The 17,325-nt window shown below is 48.7% G+C and carries 13 protein-coding genes; 7 read left to right on the top strand and 6 right to left on the bottom strand.

Features of this window, described 5'->3' with window-relative positions; all coding sequences use genetic code 11:
* Positions 1-747: 747 nt before the first annotated feature.
* The 6 genes from J1N60_RS01640 to J1N60_RS01615 all read left to right on the top strand — a co-directional run bounded on the left by J1N60_RS01640 (position 748) and on the right by J1N60_RS01615 (position 9,269).
* Positions 748-1,317, top strand: coding sequence for a hypothetical protein (locus J1N60_RS01640; RefSeq protein ID WP_312910166.1), 570 nt, complete (start codon positions 748-750; stop codon positions 1,315-1,317).
* Complete coding sequence (locus J1N60_RS01635; protein ID WP_312910164.1) at positions 1,317-2,297, top strand: Kiwa anti-phage protein KwaB-like domain-containing protein; 981 nt, start codon at positions 1,317-1,319, stop codon at positions 2,295-2,297. Before J1N60_RS01640 ends, J1N60_RS01635 begins: the two co-directional genes overlap by 1 nt.
* A gap of 319 nt (positions 2,298-2,616) precedes the next feature.
* Complete coding sequence (locus J1N60_RS01630) at positions 2,617-5,406, top strand: hypothetical protein (RefSeq protein WP_312910163.1); 2,790 nt, start codon at positions 2,617-2,619, stop codon at positions 5,404-5,406.
* Entirely contained in the window at positions 5,399-6,337 is a 939-nt protein-coding gene (locus tag J1N60_RS01625) for a hypothetical protein (protein WP_312910162.1), read from the top strand. Before J1N60_RS01630 ends, J1N60_RS01625 begins: the two co-directional genes overlap by 8 nt.
* Before the next feature lie 2 nt (positions 6,338-6,339).
* Positions 6,340-8,877, top strand: coding sequence for a DUF1156 domain-containing protein (locus tag J1N60_RS01620; protein WP_312910161.1), 2,538 nt, complete (start codon positions 6,340-6,342; stop codon positions 8,875-8,877).
* Between the two features lie 2 nt (positions 8,878-8,879).
* The gene (locus J1N60_RS01615; protein ID WP_312910160.1) at positions 8,880-9,269 is read left to right on the top strand and encodes a DUF8076 family protein; all 390 of its coding nucleotides are present in this window, start codon (positions 8,880-8,882) and stop codon (positions 9,267-9,269) included.
* Between the two features lie 48 nt (positions 9,270-9,317).
* On the opposite strand, the gene J1N60_RS01610 is transcribed toward J1N60_RS01615, so the two are convergent.
* The 4 genes from J1N60_RS01610 to J1N60_RS01595 all read right to left on the bottom strand — a co-directional run bounded on the left by J1N60_RS01610 (position 9,318) and on the right by J1N60_RS01595 (position 14,635).
* The gene (locus J1N60_RS01610; RefSeq protein WP_312910159.1) at positions 9,318-10,067 is read right to left on the bottom strand and encodes a hypothetical protein; all 750 of its coding nucleotides are present in this window, start codon (positions 10,065-10,067) and stop codon (positions 9,318-9,320) included.
* A 356-nt stretch (positions 10,068-10,423) separates the two neighbouring features.
* Positions 10,424-11,896, bottom strand: a complete 1,473-nt coding sequence (locus tag J1N60_RS01605; RefSeq protein ID WP_312910158.1) for a hypothetical protein — start codon at positions 11,894-11,896, stop codon at positions 10,424-10,426.
* Positions 11,893-13,698, bottom strand: a complete 1,806-nt coding sequence (locus tag J1N60_RS01600) for an AAA family ATPase (protein ID WP_312910157.1) — start codon at positions 13,696-13,698, stop codon at positions 11,893-11,895. Before J1N60_RS01600 ends, J1N60_RS01605 begins: the two co-directional genes overlap by 4 nt.
* The gene (locus J1N60_RS01595; RefSeq protein WP_312910156.1) at positions 13,685-14,635 is read right to left on the bottom strand and encodes a hypothetical protein; all 951 of its coding nucleotides are present in this window, start codon (positions 14,633-14,635) and stop codon (positions 13,685-13,687) included. Before J1N60_RS01595 ends, J1N60_RS01600 begins: the two co-directional genes overlap by 14 nt.
* 772 nt (positions 14,636-15,407) lie before the next feature.
* Between J1N60_RS01595 and J1N60_RS01590 the strand changes: the two genes are divergently transcribed.
* Positions 15,408-15,617: a hypothetical protein gene (locus J1N60_RS01590; protein WP_312910155.1), complete on the top strand. Its 210-nt coding sequence runs from the start codon at positions 15,408-15,410 to the stop codon at positions 15,615-15,617.
* A gap of 36 nt (positions 15,618-15,653) precedes the next feature.
* Here J1N60_RS01590 and J1N60_RS01585 read toward each other — a convergent pair whose 3' ends face one another.
* Positions 15,654-16,700, bottom strand: coding sequence for a tyrosine-type recombinase/integrase (locus J1N60_RS01585; RefSeq protein WP_312910154.1), 1,047 nt, complete (start codon positions 16,698-16,700; stop codon positions 15,654-15,656).
* Positions 16,700-17,242, bottom strand: coding sequence for a hypothetical protein (locus tag J1N60_RS01580; protein ID WP_312910153.1), 543 nt, complete (start codon positions 17,240-17,242; stop codon positions 16,700-16,702). The genes J1N60_RS01585 and J1N60_RS01580 overlap by 1 nt, the downstream gene beginning before the upstream one ends.
* Between the last annotated feature and the right edge of the window lie 83 nt (positions 17,243-17,325).

Below are 17,325 nucleotides of genomic sequence, written 5' to 3'. Positions count from 1 at the left end.
TCACCTCATGGAGCCAAAAATCTGAATCATCGCGGTCACCTGCATGTATTTTGATTGAACACTCTGTGCATACGTACCAATTGCCAGTATCGTGGATATAGCGTTCATTCAAGATGCGTATTTTGTCCTGTTGACCAGATTTCATACATTGGTCTTAGAAAAATAATTGCATTGGCGTTATGCAGAAAAGTCAGCGGTATAATACAGTAGACTGAGTTATCTACATTTGAAATGAAGCAAGGCCCAGAAGTTGAGTTAACAGCAACTGACTCGATGGTTCACTGCCGTATCCGTGGTGGCCCTGACGACAACTTAAAAGACGTGTGTAGATGTGCGCACACCGAGTTCCAGTGGATTTGGTCAAAAGACGATATGGCGTATATTGACCAAACCGAAGTTCGCGTGGTTCGACCAGATTAGTCCTTTTAATACACCCTCAAACACCAACATGGCGTCAATCAATATGAGTGCGGGAGCATTGAGTGTCCAAGTATCTGCAGGTGATGACGAGAATACCGACATGATGGAGTTAGCTGAGACGTGCCGGGAACTACAAGAATGGCAAATGCGACAGTGGAGCGAGGTTTCGGGCCTCGCAATTGAGAAACCGCCTTCAATTTTTGGCCCATAATCCCCTTAGCTCGGGCTTTATTACCTGTAATACGATGACTTGCAATTCCGGAGATTCTGTCACATGGCAGGACTATCAGAAGCGACTTGTGCAAGCAGTCCCAAGAAAAAGACCCAATGGGGAACGTAAAGGAGTGGGCGCGCTGGATACTTTTTTTCAGTTCGTACGCGCCTCTCTACTTGGTTGTTGCTCTTCGTGGACATGAAGCGAAGTTTTCTACATTTGGCATTGAATTCGGATTGCATGAATTAGGCGGAGTTGAAGTGTCGGCACTATCGATTGGCGCGATACTGTTCACTATCTTTTCGGTTGGATTTCTGTTATTGGTACTGCATCTAAAACGAAGTCGAGGAGGCGTTCGGGAAGATGTCGAAAACTATGAAAATCAAACGGAGATGGTGACTGAATATCTTATCGTATACATCTTTCCGTTCATCGTGTTTGATTACACAGACCCGTTCAATATCGGCGCATTTCTCATCTTGTTCCTAGCGATTGGCGCAGTGCAGGTCCGTTCTAACAAACTATACGCGAACCCAGTATTAGCATTCTTTCGATACAATATTTATAAAGTAGAAGACGATAATGGAAAGCGACTCATCCTAACCAAACAGACGCTAAAGGACGAGATAGTCTCTCTCAAAACCGTGGAATTAAGTACCGGCGTCTATGTGACAGTAAAGTAATGACTGTTGAGGAAACGCTAAATGAAGTGAATGAGGTCTTCCAGCGGTCAACTGATAAGGGAGTTGACCTCATTTTAGCTCGGGATGAAGAATCCGATGCGGAGAACCACGACTATAGTTTCAAGCGCGTGATGGCCAAATCACGTGTTCTTAGTGAGCTTGAGGAACTGGTCTACGAGAAGGTGGAAAATAAGAGAACGGCCCTTGCTAACAACAACAAGGAGACGGATTCCTACTCTATTTCGAACAAGGACCGTGATGAGGACCTAATCCAGTACGTGTCTACGGCTGATATCCCCCAATTCGAGAACTTCGAACGTCTTATCGAAGGAGAGCGATTTCGAGGGACTGACTACGAAGAGTCTCCTATACCCTCGTTCCAAGCTATCCGACTACATGATTCCAATGATATGGTGATTGCGTTCCAATTTTACTCGCGGAGACAAATTCTCGGCCGAAAATCGCGGCTTCGTCTTCGTATCACCGACGAAGTGTACACACCCATTGATGAGACAGTGATGGCAATTCCAAATCGAATTGACTGTCTCTACTACGCTGACACGATACTAATCTTCAACCAGCGGAATTTCGAGAAGATTTTCGATTATATGGATGAATTCGAACGCGTAGCAGAAGACGTGTTTGACGACCTCGAAGACGGTGACGTACCCATTGCTAATTTTGACCTGTTCAAGGAGGCAGCCAAGTCGTATCCGGATGCAATGCGAAAAATGTACGAAGTAAAGCAGCTAGGGGTATACGAAGAAATGGACATGGGTGCTGCTAAGGGAATTATTGACGATTTTGAAGTCGAACTCAATGTTGTTTCAAACGACAATGGTGAAGAGGCATTGAAAATGCGCGACAAGCGTGACGTATGGAAAGTTCTCAGTCTTTTTAACGAAGACCACGTTGATTCCCGGCTTACGGAAACTCCCTATATCACAACTGGTGGTAAACAGCGGGTCCAGAACGAGTAAAATCCACATAATATAGTCGGAATATACTTCGAGAAAGACAATCCGCTGTCTGTTCGTGGTTAATTCGGTTGAAATGAAGCTAGAACTGCACGCGTCAGACTCTTTCTAATATCCATCAAAACAATGAATAGCGTCAATGGTATCTCGACCGCGAGGCTGAGGATGACTGTATAGCCACTGCCGTGAATGAAGTGCGAGACTAATACTATCTATATGCAGGTCTCTTCCAGAAGCCATTACTCAAAACAACTATAAATCGTGACTAGAATGGAGTTTGATATGGTTAGAACTTGTGGGATTACCGCCAGAGGTGATGATAATGGCTGAGGGAGTCATTGCGGATTATATTTCGCCAAGTGATGAGATACAAGATTCTGATGGAAGTATCGACCCTTCCGGCCTCCTCGACGAAGTTTCACTCTACAATCTCTATGACGACCGCGATTCGCCAGAGCAGGACGCGGAGCGTATCCTCGAAATCACGTATCCTACGGAGACGCTCACGACCATTATCGAAAACACGACTCAGAAGCTCAATGGCAATGACGGTTTTTCCGAGGGCGGTCAAATCGTTGGTGGTGGCTACGGGAGCGGGAAAAGTCACATCGAACTCGTCGTCTATCACCTGTTCAACTCCCCGAACCTTGGACAACGCTGGCTAGACCAGCGAGGGATTGACGTAGATATACCCGATGAAACGCGGTCTGCGGCCCTCCAAATGTTCAATCTCGATAAGGATTATAACCGCCTTTCCGAAGCAGTTGGTGATTATCTGGGCATCGACCAGTGGGCTGGCGACACAGACCTTCCAACTGTTCATCAGATTCGGGACACGCTTGAAAATGAGCCAACCCTCATTCTCATTGATGAGTTCGAGCGTTGGTTCGGGATGGCGAATCGCTCCGAGTATAAAGATGACAATCTTGCGTTCCTTCAGAACCTTCTTGAAGCTGCTGGCAGAGATGACACGCGGCTGAGCGTGTTCGTCTCGTTACTCTACGAAGACGCGGACGTCCAAGCTATTACGCAGCGGACAAATCCGTTTACACACGACCTCTCTTCCCGTCGCGACGAGAAAATCGACTTTATCCTTCACCGTCTCGTCGGAACAGTCACCGACTCGGGAGGTGTTTCTTCCCTTGCAAAGGAATACACGGACGTCTACCGACAGAACGACCAGATTCAACTTGAGGACTATCACGACATGCAAGACCGCATCGAACGATACTATCCGTTCCACCCGGTCTTGCTCCAACTATTGATGGAGAAGTATTCGGAACAGCGCATCAGTTCGGATGCTCGAGGCCTTCTCCGGTTCCTCGCTGAGATTCTCCGAGACAACTACACATCCGTAGACTTCATCCTGACGGGCGATGTTGATGTATTCACGTACACCGACCGCTTCCAATACATCGATTCCGAACTCGTCGGCAAATACGTGAACGACTATCACCGAATCCAGAAGCCCGATGGTAGTTTTGGAGAATTCCATGAAGAACTCCTCAATATCGTATTGCTTCATAGTCTCGCGCGGGCAGGCGAGGAAGGAGCAAATAAACGCCAGATGCTGATGGGCACGATGCGAAAAGGAATCAACGCTCACCGCATCGTACAGACGTTCACTGAGGAGGTCTACGGCCACGCATGGCACATCCATCGTATCAATGGCGAGTACGCGTTCGACGTAGACGAAAACCCAGCAGCACGCATCGAGAAGAAATCAGAGGACATTCATAAACATGACGCGATTCATCGCGTTGAGTCGCTCACCCGGGAAGACCTCTTCGATGGTCACAACAACGTCTACATTCTTGACCCGGTCAACACTGAGCAGGATATTCCCGACACTAAAGCGCTGAAAATCGCGGTCTCGCTCGGTGCAAAGCGCAACTATGATGAAGACTTCGAGGAACTTACGACAGGTCAAGAACGGGAATTCAATAATACGCTTGTCTTAGTCACCCCCGAAAAGCGGTCGAGTGTCGACACCAACACGGGAATCATCGAACTTGCACGGAAGGTTGTTGCAGGCGAGCAACTCAAACGGGAAGAGGAAGTCCTCCCCGAGGGATTCGAGGAAATTCACGACCAGAACTACCAGAACCTCCGTGACCGCGTCCGGGACAAGTACGGTACCATCCACACATCGACTAAGCGCGGGCTGTTCCCGCAGGACCTCCCGAGTGGGGGGAATGTGGATTTCTACACTGCAACGAAGGAGGTCGTCAAACCAGACAGCAGCCAACTGCGGTCGGAGGTCAAAAATGCGGTCAAAGATGCAGATGCGAGCGGAATTCAGTACGAACACCTCAAAAACGACTTCTATCGGAATCCTTCCTACACGACACTGACAAGCGAAGATGAACTGGAAGAGGCTATCGATTCTCTCTGCCGAGATGGTGTTATTCAGGCAGGTAACTACTTTGATGAACGTGTTGGAAGCCTCGGAAACGATACTAATCTTGTTCACCAGCAGTACCTCGAACAAGATGATGATGACGAGGAAGAAGAGACCATCACTATCGACAAGACTGGGTCAATAGACGGTGGTGATGGCTCCGAAACCAGTGGGACGGCGACATCGACCGGAGGAACCAAGACAGGTGGTGAGGGAGCTTCGACCGCATTCGAATGCCCTCAGTGCGGGAGCGAGCTAGAAGGAACGTCCTGTGAATGCGGGTTCGAGTTCGATGCAAGCGACATCCGCGAAGGGAAGGTCTCTGTTGAAGGCGGGTCAACCGACGAGATGCTCGACACGTTTGGCATTGAGGAAGAAGTCGGGCCGAAGATTCAGTCCCACCCCATCATGGGGACACTTGATGCAGACAACAAACCAGACCTCATTGATACGCTCGAGCGAGAAATCGGCATTGAATGGGACATCCACGAAGCAGAAATTTCTGTGAGCGGAACCCTGACGTCGGACGATTTGACGGACTATGGAATTAGCGCGGGCGCGCTTGACGAGAAAGTTTCATTGGACGAGACCTTTGTTATCGACCCGGACGAACCGATGAGTCGACAGTCCTTCTTGAGTCTCGTCTGGGACCTGAACGTACCCGAACAGGCGTCTCTGTCCGTCAGTCTTCAGGTGGACAAGAATGAGTAACGGATTGTACAATCGGTCGGAGTTCGAAGCGCTGCTTCGCGAAGACAACATCCTTGATGGCGTATTCGAATGCCTTCGCCGTATTTGGGCAAACAAAGACGCACTTGGCGACCGGCACCTCGCAGACTCGGAATACCAGACACGCCTGCTTGAGCGTGAACTAGCGAAACTATATCCCCAAGTCTATGAAGACCTCCGCAACCAGATGGGTGACCACCCCATTACAGAATTGGAAGAGGGTTGTGGTGTCATCATGGACGCTCTCAGCCTTCGTGAGGGATTCCGGCTTGAACAGGAACTTACCGAGGAACACGACTGGGACGTATCGCTTTCATGGGCACCTATTGAGGGCCTGCCGAGTGAGACTCAGTTCATTTGCCGAGAATGGTTTGACGCGCATAGTCCGTCGGTTGTCACACGCGATGACTACCGATATATTGGTGACCTTGATGTACCCCAACTCCCGGACACGTCACCTGAATTCGTATGGACACGTCATCCTGATGAACGACTTGAAGGGGCACTCAAAGGGAATTACTCTACCGAAGAGATTGGAGACATCTACGAAGACGTAAAGGCACTTTTAGAGAATATCATCTACGAGAGTGTACACACTGAATTCCTCGTAACAAGTGACCACGGTTACATCAATCATCTCGGCAATTCACCGTATACCCTCTCCGATGAGGAGGAAGTATCGTTGAGTAGCAAGTTCAGCAGCCGGTTCACTAAGGTCTCGAACAGTCAGGCATTCCGATTACTAGAACAGGCGAACATTATTAAACGAATAGACAACCACTATGTGGTACAGGGACACTACAAATGGACGACGCGGGGTGCAACGAAAAAAGTCATGCACGGTGGGATTAGCCTGCCAGAGTGTATGACTCCTGTATTGAGAATCAACACTAACGCGGATAGAGGTAAATGAAAATGGAAACTTGGGACAAACTTCCGTTAGAAGCTATAGACTGGTTCGCCGAACGAGAAGCAATCAATCGAAATTACTACCGACCGATTTATTCAATTCACAAATGGTGGGCTAGACGGCCGGGTACTACTTTCCGTACATTAGGCCTAGCGACGCTCACTGATGACAACGTAGAAGCGGACGATATTCTACGAGAAACTAGTTCGGGCTCTTTTGATGGATTGTTTTTCCAAAACCAAGGAGATAGATTTGAAGATGAAGTTATTCTTGACCCTTTTGTTGGCGGAGGAACAACATTGTTTGAATTAAATAGATTGGGGGCACAAACTATAGGATATGAACTGAATCCGGTTGCTTGGTGGACAGCTAAGAAATCTATTGATGAGGTTGATTTAGATAAATTACGAAGTGAATTCAATAGATTGCTTGATGATGTTCGGAAAGATATGGACCGATTCTATACAACCAAAGACCCTGACACGGGACGAGAGTGTGAAATACTCTATTCCCTCCAAACTCAGAAACTTAACTGTCTGTCCTGTGATGAAACTGTCCATTTATTCCCGCGTTATGAATTAGGACAGAAAAAGAAGACTTCACCTGCTGTTATCTATTGTAAGAATGATGAGTGTGATAACCGGATTGAATACCTAAACCATAAAATTGGGGAGTCAGAAACATGTAGCAATTGTGGTAAAGAATTCAACCCAAGCGATGGCAATTATGGATATGGCAAATTCACTTGCTCTAATGGGCATAAAAATGACGTGAAGGAGACCCTCCAAAGAAATAATAGCAAGCCAGAATTCGACTATTTTGCCATATATTACCGAACGCCTTCTGGGAAGAAGAAATTTAAAGAACCAGATGAAGAAGATTATGCTACAATACAGGAAGCTGAGAGTGAGTTTGAGAATATAAAAGACTCACTCCCAATACCCTCTCAAAAGATACCAGAGGGTGATAAAACACGGGCTCTTACAAATTATAATTATGAACGGTACTCGGAACTATTCACAAAAAGACACCTCCTCACGTTTGGGAAACTTCTCAAACGTGTCCAAAAGGTCGAGAACCCAAATGTCCGAGAATTCCTTATAACGTCAATATCTGCAGCGCTTACTAGAAACGGGAAACTCTGTAAGTGGAATACTGGCCGGAAGACCTCATTAAATGTGTTCCAGCGCCACGCGTATATTCCTGTAGTTCAACCAGTTGAGGGGAACCCACTAAACCGGGCGCAAAATATCACAGCCTTAGAGAATCATTTTGAAAAAGTATACGATGCTAAGGATTACTGTGACCGTCCATTTGAGAAGGTGAAGAACACTCAAACAGGAGATATTGATAAGCGACATATCCAGAACGAATCCATCTCGGAAGACCGGCTGGTTTCACTGCACAGCAAAACGTCTGAAAGATTAGAGGAACCAGATGAGAGTGTAGATTATGTGATTACTGACCCACCATATTATGATAATGTCCAATATAGTGAACTCTCTGATTATTTTTATGTGTGGCTGCGTGAAGCATTGAAAGAGGATTATAAGGAATTCGAACCAGAATTAGTTCCAAAAGCTAGGGAGATTGTTGCAAACAGTAAATCTGGCAAAAGCGAGCAGTTCTTTATATCAAGTCTATCAAATGTGTTCTCAGAATGTCACCGAGTCTTAAAAGATGATGGTGAAATGGTGTTCACGTATCACCATAACGAAAATGAAGCATGGTCCGTGATTCTACAAGCTATCATTGATAGTGGATTTACGGTTACTGCCGCATATCCTGTCCAATCTGAGCGGTCCAACAATCCCCACATCACCAATCTAGACAATGCAGAGTACGACATCCTAATATTCGCAAATAAGGAAGACACGGAGAATGAGACTACTCTTGACGAACTCCGTCAAGACTTATTCTTCGAATTGCAGAACATCGCGGATACTGAACGAAAACGTCATCAGTCTCTTTCACTGGCAGACCTTGGTGTCATTCTTCGTGGGAAGTGTATGTACTACTACTCAAAGCACTACCCGCATGTGTACTCAGAAGGTGAGCAAGTTGGTATTGACGAAGCTCTTGATACAGTCGATTCAGTCATTGAACAGGTTCTTGAAAGCTCGGTCAATTTGCCGTCAAGTATTGATTCTATCACACAGGCATACGCGGCGTTCTACCGGCGCGGATGGGAGAAATTCGATGACCTGAACAAACACCTTCTTGCCAAGAATCTGAACGTTAGCGACCTTGAAGACGAGAAACTCGTGAAAGGACCACGTGACAAGAAAGAGCCCGTAATCGCGGACGAACGCGTCAACTACATTGATTCCAAGCTCAATAATAATGGCAAGGGCAGCGATGCTTTATTAGATATTGACAAGGTACAGTACCTCTATCATCTTTACAAGACCGACCAGAACACGACCGAGTATCTCAAAGAATGGAAGAATGACGACCTTCAAGAACTAGCTGAATTTATGGCTGATGTTACCGACGATGAACGCTATGAGAATGTGATGGAGATGAGCCTCAGCCAGTTCTAGCCATGACACTCCATCCCGGTTACAACATCACGACGGAACGCGAGGCTGGCACCAAGAGTGAACTAGCTGCGCTGGAATTCTTCCGCCGGGTAGCTGCCGACGAGGATGTAGAGACCCCAGTCACGGTCACTGGCCTTGACGACCTTCTCTATAATGCAGTAGAGGAGGAACGAAACGATATCCTCACCGACCTCCGTCAAATGCTTCGAACCACTCAGTCCCTTGGGTCGATGGATGCTGTGCAGTTTTTGGTTGAGGGCACGCTCGTAGACGATGTGGAGTTCCGTGTGCGTATAGAACGGAGTGAAGGCGGGGTCTACCTAGACATTGGTCAGATGTTCGTCGAAGAACCTCGACCAATGAGTGCAACACATGCTGTAGCGCGGAAGTAGAGAAGCCAACCAAGTTTCTTGTGACATCATATTGATTTAGCATCCACATTAAAATATTCGGAGACGGTTGAACATTGAACGGTTCTGTATATCGTTCAGTCCGTCCTCTATCTCTTGATAGAGGTGGCACACTCGTTCAAGTTTCTGGCCTAGTTCTTTGACATCGTCATGGTCAGCTTTTCTCTGGACGTGTGCGTTGACAGCTTGAATGCCCTCAGTGAGTTCTTCGAACTTCGCTTCCAATTCGTCAAGTCGTGACTCGACACGGCTTGCTTCCGCGCTGTTCGACTTCACTGCGTTGCTTACTTTATCATTGACGAAAGTGACCATCTCGTTTCGCGTAATGGTTTCCTTCGACGTGAGATGGTTGAGGACGACCTCTGTTTCCTGTTGTTCCTTCTTGAGCCTGTAGAGCTTTTGTCGATATCCTTGAACAGAGTCCTTCGCGGATTTGGCTGTCTGACACGCTTCGTAGACGTCCTTAGACATCATGTCGAGCGACTTCGGACGAGCCAGTTCGTCATGATTGTCTTTGACGAACATTTGACCAGAGACGGACAACTTCCAGAACGGTCCTTCTCTAATCATCGTGCGCTCGGGGTTATCTATCCGAGAAACGAGTCCGGCGCTAGAGAGATGTTCATGGACTCGATACCACACCCGCTGGCGTTTCTCTCCAAGTGTACTCTTCAAGTCTGCGACAGTTTGAGGCGAGCTAGCGTCGTATAGTGCGATGAGTATCTGTTGGGAGAGTTCATCAATACGTGCTCCATTAACCTTCATTACTGGGCCATCCATAATGATATAATATCAAGGAGATGCAAAAGTATTGCCGTCAATTTTTGACGTGTATTTGATGCATACGACACCTCTCTTATGGATTCGAAGAGAGGTTACACAGCCACATGTTCAAATAGAGGCATTTGCAAATGCGGTTATCCTGTTTGAGAGGGTATGGAAAGGACCGCCCTACCTCGGAAAAGCACCAAGAAGGCAGGTCAGGGGAGTACTGCACAAGAGTGTAAGTAGGGGACTATAGATTACTCGAGGATAGGGTAAGAATCAAGAAGTAACTGAAAGATAGGTGAAGGCAATAAGACAAGGTAGAACCGACGAGAAGAGGGGAGTATACCTGATTAAGGTACAATAGGTCGTCAGATATCTTTGGACAAGTTATTGTCGTAGACGTCACGAACGATGTCATAGAGAGTAGCATCGAACTCGTCAGCCGACCCAGACGCAAGTCCGACTGCTTTAGCGGCACCGAGGAGTGCGCGGGAGGGTGGCTTCATTTCCGAGGTGAAGCCATCGTAGTAGTCTCGAGCGTCCATACAGAGCCGTGTGAACTCGACATCAGAGAGGTTCTTCAAACAGCCAGAGCCTGCTTCACTACAGGAAATATACCCCTCACATACGGCGACTAGATGAAGAGCGTTCCCTCCGCTTCTGTGTTCATCTTGGTAGCATCTCCATATTTCACCGTCGCCGGTTACTGCGATATTATTCATCCGTGAGTTCGCACCGTGTTCCGGGTGTCCACCACGTATCTCCGACCCGACTCTGTGCGGCTCAATGATGAGATTCATACAGTTTACCGCGTAGTATGGTGAATACTCTCCCGAACTTGCCCCAAACTGGTTGAACTCACTGTTCGAAACTTCGTTTGCGTCAGCCTCCATGTACGCGTCGGCCGTCTTATTGAATTCGTGATATTCGTCAATGAGTTCTTCAACGACGTATTCCGCTTCAGCGACATCACTAGGGAGTTCCGCGATAAATTCCCCAGTCATGCTTGCAAAACGCTTTGTTTGGTATATCTCGACTTTCCCCTCAGTATGTAGGTCTTCGGCGAGTGAATTGATACTCATCTTTGTCGCGACAACGAACGTGTGTAGACCAGTCCCACTCGACGAGACCTCGGTAACTGAGTTCAGCTTTTCCAGCCATTCGAGGCATTCTTCGATTATCTCCCCAGTTTCAGGGTCGCGAACATCGTCCCAATCGATGAACAACAGGACTCGGTTCTCATCCAACCAGTCCTCGCTAGGTGGGAGTTGATACGCAGGGACTGCTCTTCCGTAGTCCGTGTTGTCGGGTTGGGAGAGACCGTTTCGATAAGACCCATTCACGAGCTTGACCCACTGGCAGACAGCATCGAAGCTGGTCTCCGGTCTCTCATCTCCACGGAGGGTACTTTTCCATTTGCATGGGTAGAGACCAGAGCCCTGCCACGGTGCTCGCGGCTGTTTTTCGCCATACAGCCCAAGTACCCAATTGTTTCGATAGGCCATATACTCGGGCCACTCAGGGTCGTCTTCAACCGTTAGTACGCTCGGAAGGTCAACCTCCCCCGTCTTGATTGGGTCGGGAACCTTCTCCTTGTCATTATTATTGTTCTCTTGGCGTGTATTGAGGTTGAAACTGTACGTAGCATCAGAACCGCCTCGATGTTCTTTCAGAATACCCTCACAGACAGCATTCTCAATGTAGCCTCCGGGGAGGCCGATGTCCTGTTCAACGTCGCAAAGTGCATCGGAGAGTACTTCGTAAGAAACTGGAGTCATCGGGTCGTCTGTTTTCTCTCGTACTCGGTCTCCTACAGCCTCCCAGTCGATGTTCCGGGTCATGTTAATACTCCCTTCGATGGAAGGTGGCTAGACATGAATTCGAACGCTCCACGAACGACTATTGTTTGTTTCGATGCCCTCGTGAGAGCCACATACCACGTCCTATCTTCATTAGCGTCTGCTCGGATGTTTTTCCGTGTTTCGCGGCGAATTCGCTTGGTGACACCATCGTAGACGAACACTCGGTCTGCTTCAGTGCCTTTGCTCGCGTGTATCGTCATAATGGTCGGTGCGTTCGCGAGCCCGTCACCTTCCCTCTCCACATCAACCGTGGGTTCAGCGTTCCGGGCCAGTGCAGCCATTAATTCAGCGCGCGGGAGTGCGTGTTCACCCTCCCGTTCGACAAGAAAGGCAACCGATGTCTCACCTCGCGTGTATCGGTTCCACCACGAGTCGGTGACGAGGTCGTCTATTGCATTGACATGGACAACGGAGTTCCGCATCCACCGTGAGTTGGCGACCGTCTCAATGGTCGAGTGATTATATTCCAAATCTTCCGCACGGGTATAGTGCAACAGTTCTTGGACCTCTGGCCCCCGGAGATAGACGGCTGTATTCTCATCGTATCCTTCGAGACGCTTGAGCGCATTGTACAGGTGGCGCTTCCGGTTATCCTGATGCCAACAGCCCGCAGACCGTTCCTGAGCGCAGAATATAATTCCAGTGTCTTTGAAACCTGCTGCGATTCCGTGCTGTTGGAACCGCGCTCTAACGAGGAACAGTGACTGTTCTCCTGCTTCAACGTAGCGTTCGATGAGGGAATCTGGTGAACCGCGTTGGCCAGTGGGCGCTTCCCACGTATTCGTTTGCTGGTCGTACCAGAACGTCGGTGCGTGTACCTCGTCGAGTGCGTTTCCTTCGTATGAGGAGGCGAAATCAGGGGTGTGCGGGGTGTGGTACCCCTTCAGAACGTTCGAAGCGGCATTCCACAACAATTTGGGGACCCGGTGAGTCTTCATCAGATGTATCTCGGGGAGGTCGAGTTCCTCGAAGAATGCAGGTGACGCACCTTCGTGGTGGTTGACTACTTGCTGTGGGTCGCCAAGGACTATTGCTGTCTTAGCGTCGTTTATCCATTCCTTCGCCAGAGCGTGTAAGAGCGGGAACGCGTCGTGGTATTCGTCAATGACCACAATATCCGTCTCGGGAGTAATACTGCGCTCCAGAGCCCGTTCGAGGTATTCATGATAATCGACTAAACTTTCTTGCTCCTTGAAACCCTCCCAGTCGGTCTCGAATCGCTGAAGCGACGGTGACGTCGGCCATATCTCCATGAGGTCCATATACCGGTCACAGTCTGTCGCCTCCAGCATGCTCTTCCGATTGTTCTTGAGCCAATAGTAGACGCCAAAGAGAGTCTCACCACGGGGTTTCGAACCAGAGGATACGGGGGTCGAATACGGAACTGAGTAGTATTCGTCACAGAATCTCCGATAATCATCCCATGATGGTGTACGGCGATTTTGGAATTCATCTCGTTGGAGGCGATAACAGACCGCGTGAGCGGTGCTGATTTGTTTCGTAGCGCCGTGTTGGGGGTCAATCAATTGTTTTTCCTCGATAAGTCCCCAGTCAACCATTTGCTCAATGAGGTCATCTGCGAGCGAGCGTCGGTAGGTTATCCACGTGACGTCGTCTACGTCGTAACCCTCCTCCGCTACGAGACACTGTACTCTGCACAGACCTTGTGTTGTTTTTCCAGTTCCCGGTGGCCCATTTATTTTCGCCGATTCGGTAATAGGGACATCTTCACAACCTACGATAGGGTATCGTGGGACCTCGACCCCATCATTCATCGTCATCACACTCCTCGAGAGAGACGTCTGCAAAGTTGCGCGTAAGAGGCCAGAACCGGACGAGTGTTCCGGCGGCCGAGGTCTGCTTTACGTTACCGAGCTTAACGCCTCTTTCGTCAAGTTCCACCTGTAAATCGCGCGCATTGATGGTATCATAGTCGATGAGGACACGCTGGACGATATCGCTGGGAACGTAAAGGACACCGTCTTCGTCCTCATTGACCCACGGTAAGCTCGACATGGCTGCGTCGTCTTTTTCAGTAGTGGCCGGACGCTGTTCAATGACGGCACGCAGGTCTTCGACAGCGTAGGACCGGTCCCCTTTCTCTTCGCGTTCCTCCTTATGCCGCTCAATGAATAGCTTCACGAACGTTCGCCACGGAAGGTCACAATCATCAGACGTGTTGTCGGAGACGATTCGACCAAGTTGGTCGTGGGCTTCGTCGCTGAATGAATTCAGGGCGAGGTGCTGCCGTTTAGTCTCCATCGTCTCACCGTCCTCGAACACCCAGAGATAACGCGCGTCGGCACTCGCATCAGTAGGACAGTACTTGATGACCTTTGCCACGTGATTTGTCAGGAGCTTATCCGGGGAGATGACGACTATACCGTCATTATCAGCGTTCTCTTCCTTGTCTGCCTCTGCTTCGGCTTCTAGGGTTTCGACGTAGGTCTCATACGTCTCTTCGAGCTTACCTTTTTGAACGTTAGCATTCCGTGCGAACTGCCCGAGCAAGCTGTCAATGACCACGCTGTCGGCACCATCGTAGACGTGTGCTGTCGCGAGGTTCCTCGCGAATTCTGACGCGAGCTTTCCAGTGGTCGCAGGATTGTCCTCAACGTTGTCGAGGCGGTCCTTGAATTCGACCCAGACGTTGTGTATGTCGCTGCTGCTGTCGTTATCGGACTGTTCCTCGGCCGGGTTGTCGTGTGTTAAACTCATATTTAAACCTTGTATATTAATTAAAACGTGAACACCTCCGGGTGAAAGTCGCCGAGTCGCAAGACATTAGATGTGTGCCGATTAATGCCAGTGCAGGTCGCCAAGACCACCCAACAGCCGTGACCCAGAGGGGTTCGACGGATTTTCACCGCGTCGCCTGCTCTAACAGGTGACGCGGGGAACTCATCACTCGAACCGGAGGCGCACCTCCGTTGTTCCATCTGCTAGTTCGATGCAGTCTATCGTCGCAATGTCTGGGTTTCCTACGCTGCGCAACCACGCTGATGGGATTCGTACCCGTCCATCAGAGACGCTACGACTCGTTCGTTCTTTGAGCCTCGTTATTGTGTCGTGATTTCGAACCATTGTTCTCGTGCGTTGTTTAGAGTCGAGCCAGACGCGTTAGCCGCCTTGATTTCGACTTATCAGCCCAATATAAAATGACTCGTATAAGTGTTGTCCCGACACGGGTCGAATTGGGACACATCAACCCACATAGTGTCCCGAATGATAGCGAATCCCTCTTGATAGCACCCCTTTACCTCTTAGAGTATGTTATAAATGAGGTCATCTCACCCTCGCATTTAGGGGTATTTGGGGGTGGGGGGCTTTTGCTGTCTATATCCGGTGCTGGAAATCACCCCCTCTAATTACCCCTAAATAAGGGGCACGCGTATAGAGTGGTTGCATAAATAACTATTGCCGACCGGAGTGGTAGATTTCCGACTTTGCTGCACCACACATCTTTATTCTAACAACTGAATGAACATTCATGGCAGAATCAACAACAATACAACTGCATGACCGTAGGGCGTTTAGACGCGAACTCAAACGGTTGGAGTTAGAATACGACACGCTATGGGATGCGCAGGTTGCTGATGTTCATACTGCGATTGTCCGGGTCGGAATTGAAAACCCCGACCTACTCTTAGATACAGTCAATGAGATACAACACGAGGGGCCAATATATAAAACAATTTAAAATAATTACAATAAAACAGAGGACTTTAGTCGGGAATCAGTCAGGTCCGTATTTATGGGCATGGTCAATCCCGGCGCGCGGGTCATCCTCAACATAAATATCCTCAGTAATTGATACTGAGGCGTGTCCGAGTTGCTTTGAGACTTCCCAGATTCCAGCATCCGTTTCGTTCACAAGGTACGTTCCATACCCGTGACGGATATTGTGAGCCGTGATTTTCCAACGGTTAGGTTTAGGGTCGCCGCTTTCATTCGTTCCGGCATTTGCGTCAGCGTATATTTTCCGGTTAATTCCAGCGCGGTCCGCTGATTCGTAGACAATTTCGTTGATTCGGTCGCCAGATAGTGGTGCGCCTCGTTCACCGACCAGTAGATGGTTGTGGTCATAACCTGCTGCCATCTCTTCACGATATCCGTAGTCTAACCACTCGGTCAATAGACCATCTAACGACGATTGGTAGGCCACCATCCGTTTCTTACCATATTTCGCCACTTTTTTCCTGATTGTAATCTCCCTTTTGTCACGGCATACGTCTGATATTAGCAAATTGGACGCTTCACCTCTTCTAATACCGGTCTGCCAGAGTAAGCGAATTATCAGTTGGTCACGTATCCGGTGTTGGTTTACGTTTTCTTCCATGAGACGGACATCTTTTTCCGTCACAGCGTAATTTTCGTCCTCCTCAAGGCGTTTAGACTGCTCTGATGTCCGACTCATCCCCCACTTCTCATCTTTTTTACCGTGCCACTTGTTGAGCGGATTTTCCTCCGCCAATTCCATCGCTTTTAACCATTCGTAGAACGCGTGAATTCGATTCCAGCGATAAAGGGGAGTTGAACCATTGAATTCTTTCGACAGGGTTCGACCAAGTCGATTGGCTTTCGCACTGGTTACTTCTGTCACGGAGTCTATTTCGTTGTGGTCAAGCCACTCATCGAACCAGCGGAGGTCTTGGCGGTATCGCTGAGTACTACCGCTGCTACGCATCTCCGGGTTGTCGTCATCTGTTCCTGCATCTAAGTCATCGATATATTCGTATATCTCATTACGGCAGTTCTTCGCTTTCTTGTACCGTGGAGGCATTAGATATCCTCCGTCTTGTAGTACCGCCGATATCCGTAATCTCCTTCGATGTATTTGACATCCGGGAATTCTTGTGCTCGAGCAAGTGCTCGCCGTGTCTTGTCCTCGGGGACTTCGAAGTAGCTAGCCCACGCCCCAACCGTAGACAGAGACCTCGCTGCTTCGAGACTCGTGCTCGACATCGGCTCCATATTCATAGCGTCAACTAGTTCGTCTTCCGTAGGAAGATTGGAGATAATCTCGTGAGTGAGGCTTTGAATCTCATCCGACGAACGAACGGAGGCATCTATCTCAGCGAGCCTATTATCTAGTTCTTCAAGCCGTTCTGATACGTCTGATAACGCAACTTCCATCGCGTCTACAATCTCACCACTATCGATGGATGCTTCAGGTTGGTCATCGGTTACGATATGGCGGTGAGCAGCGATTCTTAAGAACCTGCTCAGACTTTCAAACTCGTCCGATTCTTCAACGTGTGACTCGAATTTCTCCCGCTCGGCAGGTGTCACACGGACTCCTATCGTTTCTGTCCTATCTGCCATTTCTACCTATACTCTCTTACGAGAGTCTATCTATGTAAAACCTATGATTAACACTACTATTCAGAACCGCGTCATCTAATCCG

The sequence above is a fragment of the Natronosalvus caseinilyticus genome (assembly GCF_017357105.1).
GTDB lineage: Archaea > Halobacteriota > Halobacteria > Halobacteriales > Natrialbaceae > Natronosalvus > Natronosalvus caseinilyticus.
This window is presented reverse-complemented; position numbering and strand designations above follow the sequence as displayed.

Excerpts from the sequence above, each read along its gene's own strand:
- J1N60_RS01605 (WP_312910158.1), bottom strand. The coding sequence starts at position 11,896 with ATGACCCGGAACATCGACTGGGAGGCTGTAGGAGACCGAGTACGAGAG.
- J1N60_RS01625 (WP_312910162.1), top strand. The coding sequence starts at position 5,399 with ATGAGTAACGGATTGTACAATCGGTCGGAGTTCGAAGCGCTGCTTCGC.
- J1N60_RS01595 (WP_312910156.1), bottom strand. The coding sequence starts at position 14,635 with ATGAGTTTAACACACGACAACCCGGCCGAGGAACAGTCCGATAACGAC.
- J1N60_RS01580 (WP_312910153.1), bottom strand. The coding sequence starts at position 17,242 with ATGGCAGATAGGACAGAAACGATAGGAGTCCGTGTGACACCTGCCGAG.
- J1N60_RS01610 (WP_312910159.1), bottom strand. The coding sequence starts at position 10,067 with ATGGATGGCCCAGTAATGAAGGTTAATGGAGCACGTATTGATGAACTC.
- J1N60_RS01630 (WP_312910163.1), top strand. The coding sequence starts at position 2,617 with ATGGCTGAGGGAGTCATTGCGGATTATATTTCGCCAAGTGATGAGATA.
- J1N60_RS01590 (WP_312910155.1), top strand. The coding sequence starts at position 15,408 with ATGGCAGAATCAACAACAATACAACTGCATGACCGTAGGGCGTTTAGA.
- J1N60_RS01640 (WP_312910166.1), top strand. The coding sequence starts at position 748 with ATGGGGAACGTAAAGGAGTGGGCGCGCTGGATACTTTTTTTCAGTTCG.
- J1N60_RS01585 (WP_312910154.1), bottom strand. The coding sequence starts at position 16,700 with ATGCCTCCACGGTACAAGAAAGCGAAGAACTGCCGTAATGAGATATAC.
- J1N60_RS01620 (WP_312910161.1), top strand. The coding sequence starts at position 6,340 with ATGGAAACTTGGGACAAACTTCCGTTAGAAGCTATAGACTGGTTCGCC.
- J1N60_RS01635 (WP_312910164.1), top strand. The coding sequence starts at position 1,317 with ATGACTGTTGAGGAAACGCTAAATGAAGTGAATGAGGTCTTCCAGCGG.
- J1N60_RS01615 (WP_312910160.1), top strand. The coding sequence starts at position 8,880 with ATGACACTCCATCCCGGTTACAACATCACGACGGAACGCGAGGCTGGC.
- J1N60_RS01600 (WP_312910157.1), bottom strand. The coding sequence starts at position 13,698 with ATGACGATGAATGATGGGGTCGAGGTCCCACGATACCCTATCGTAGGT.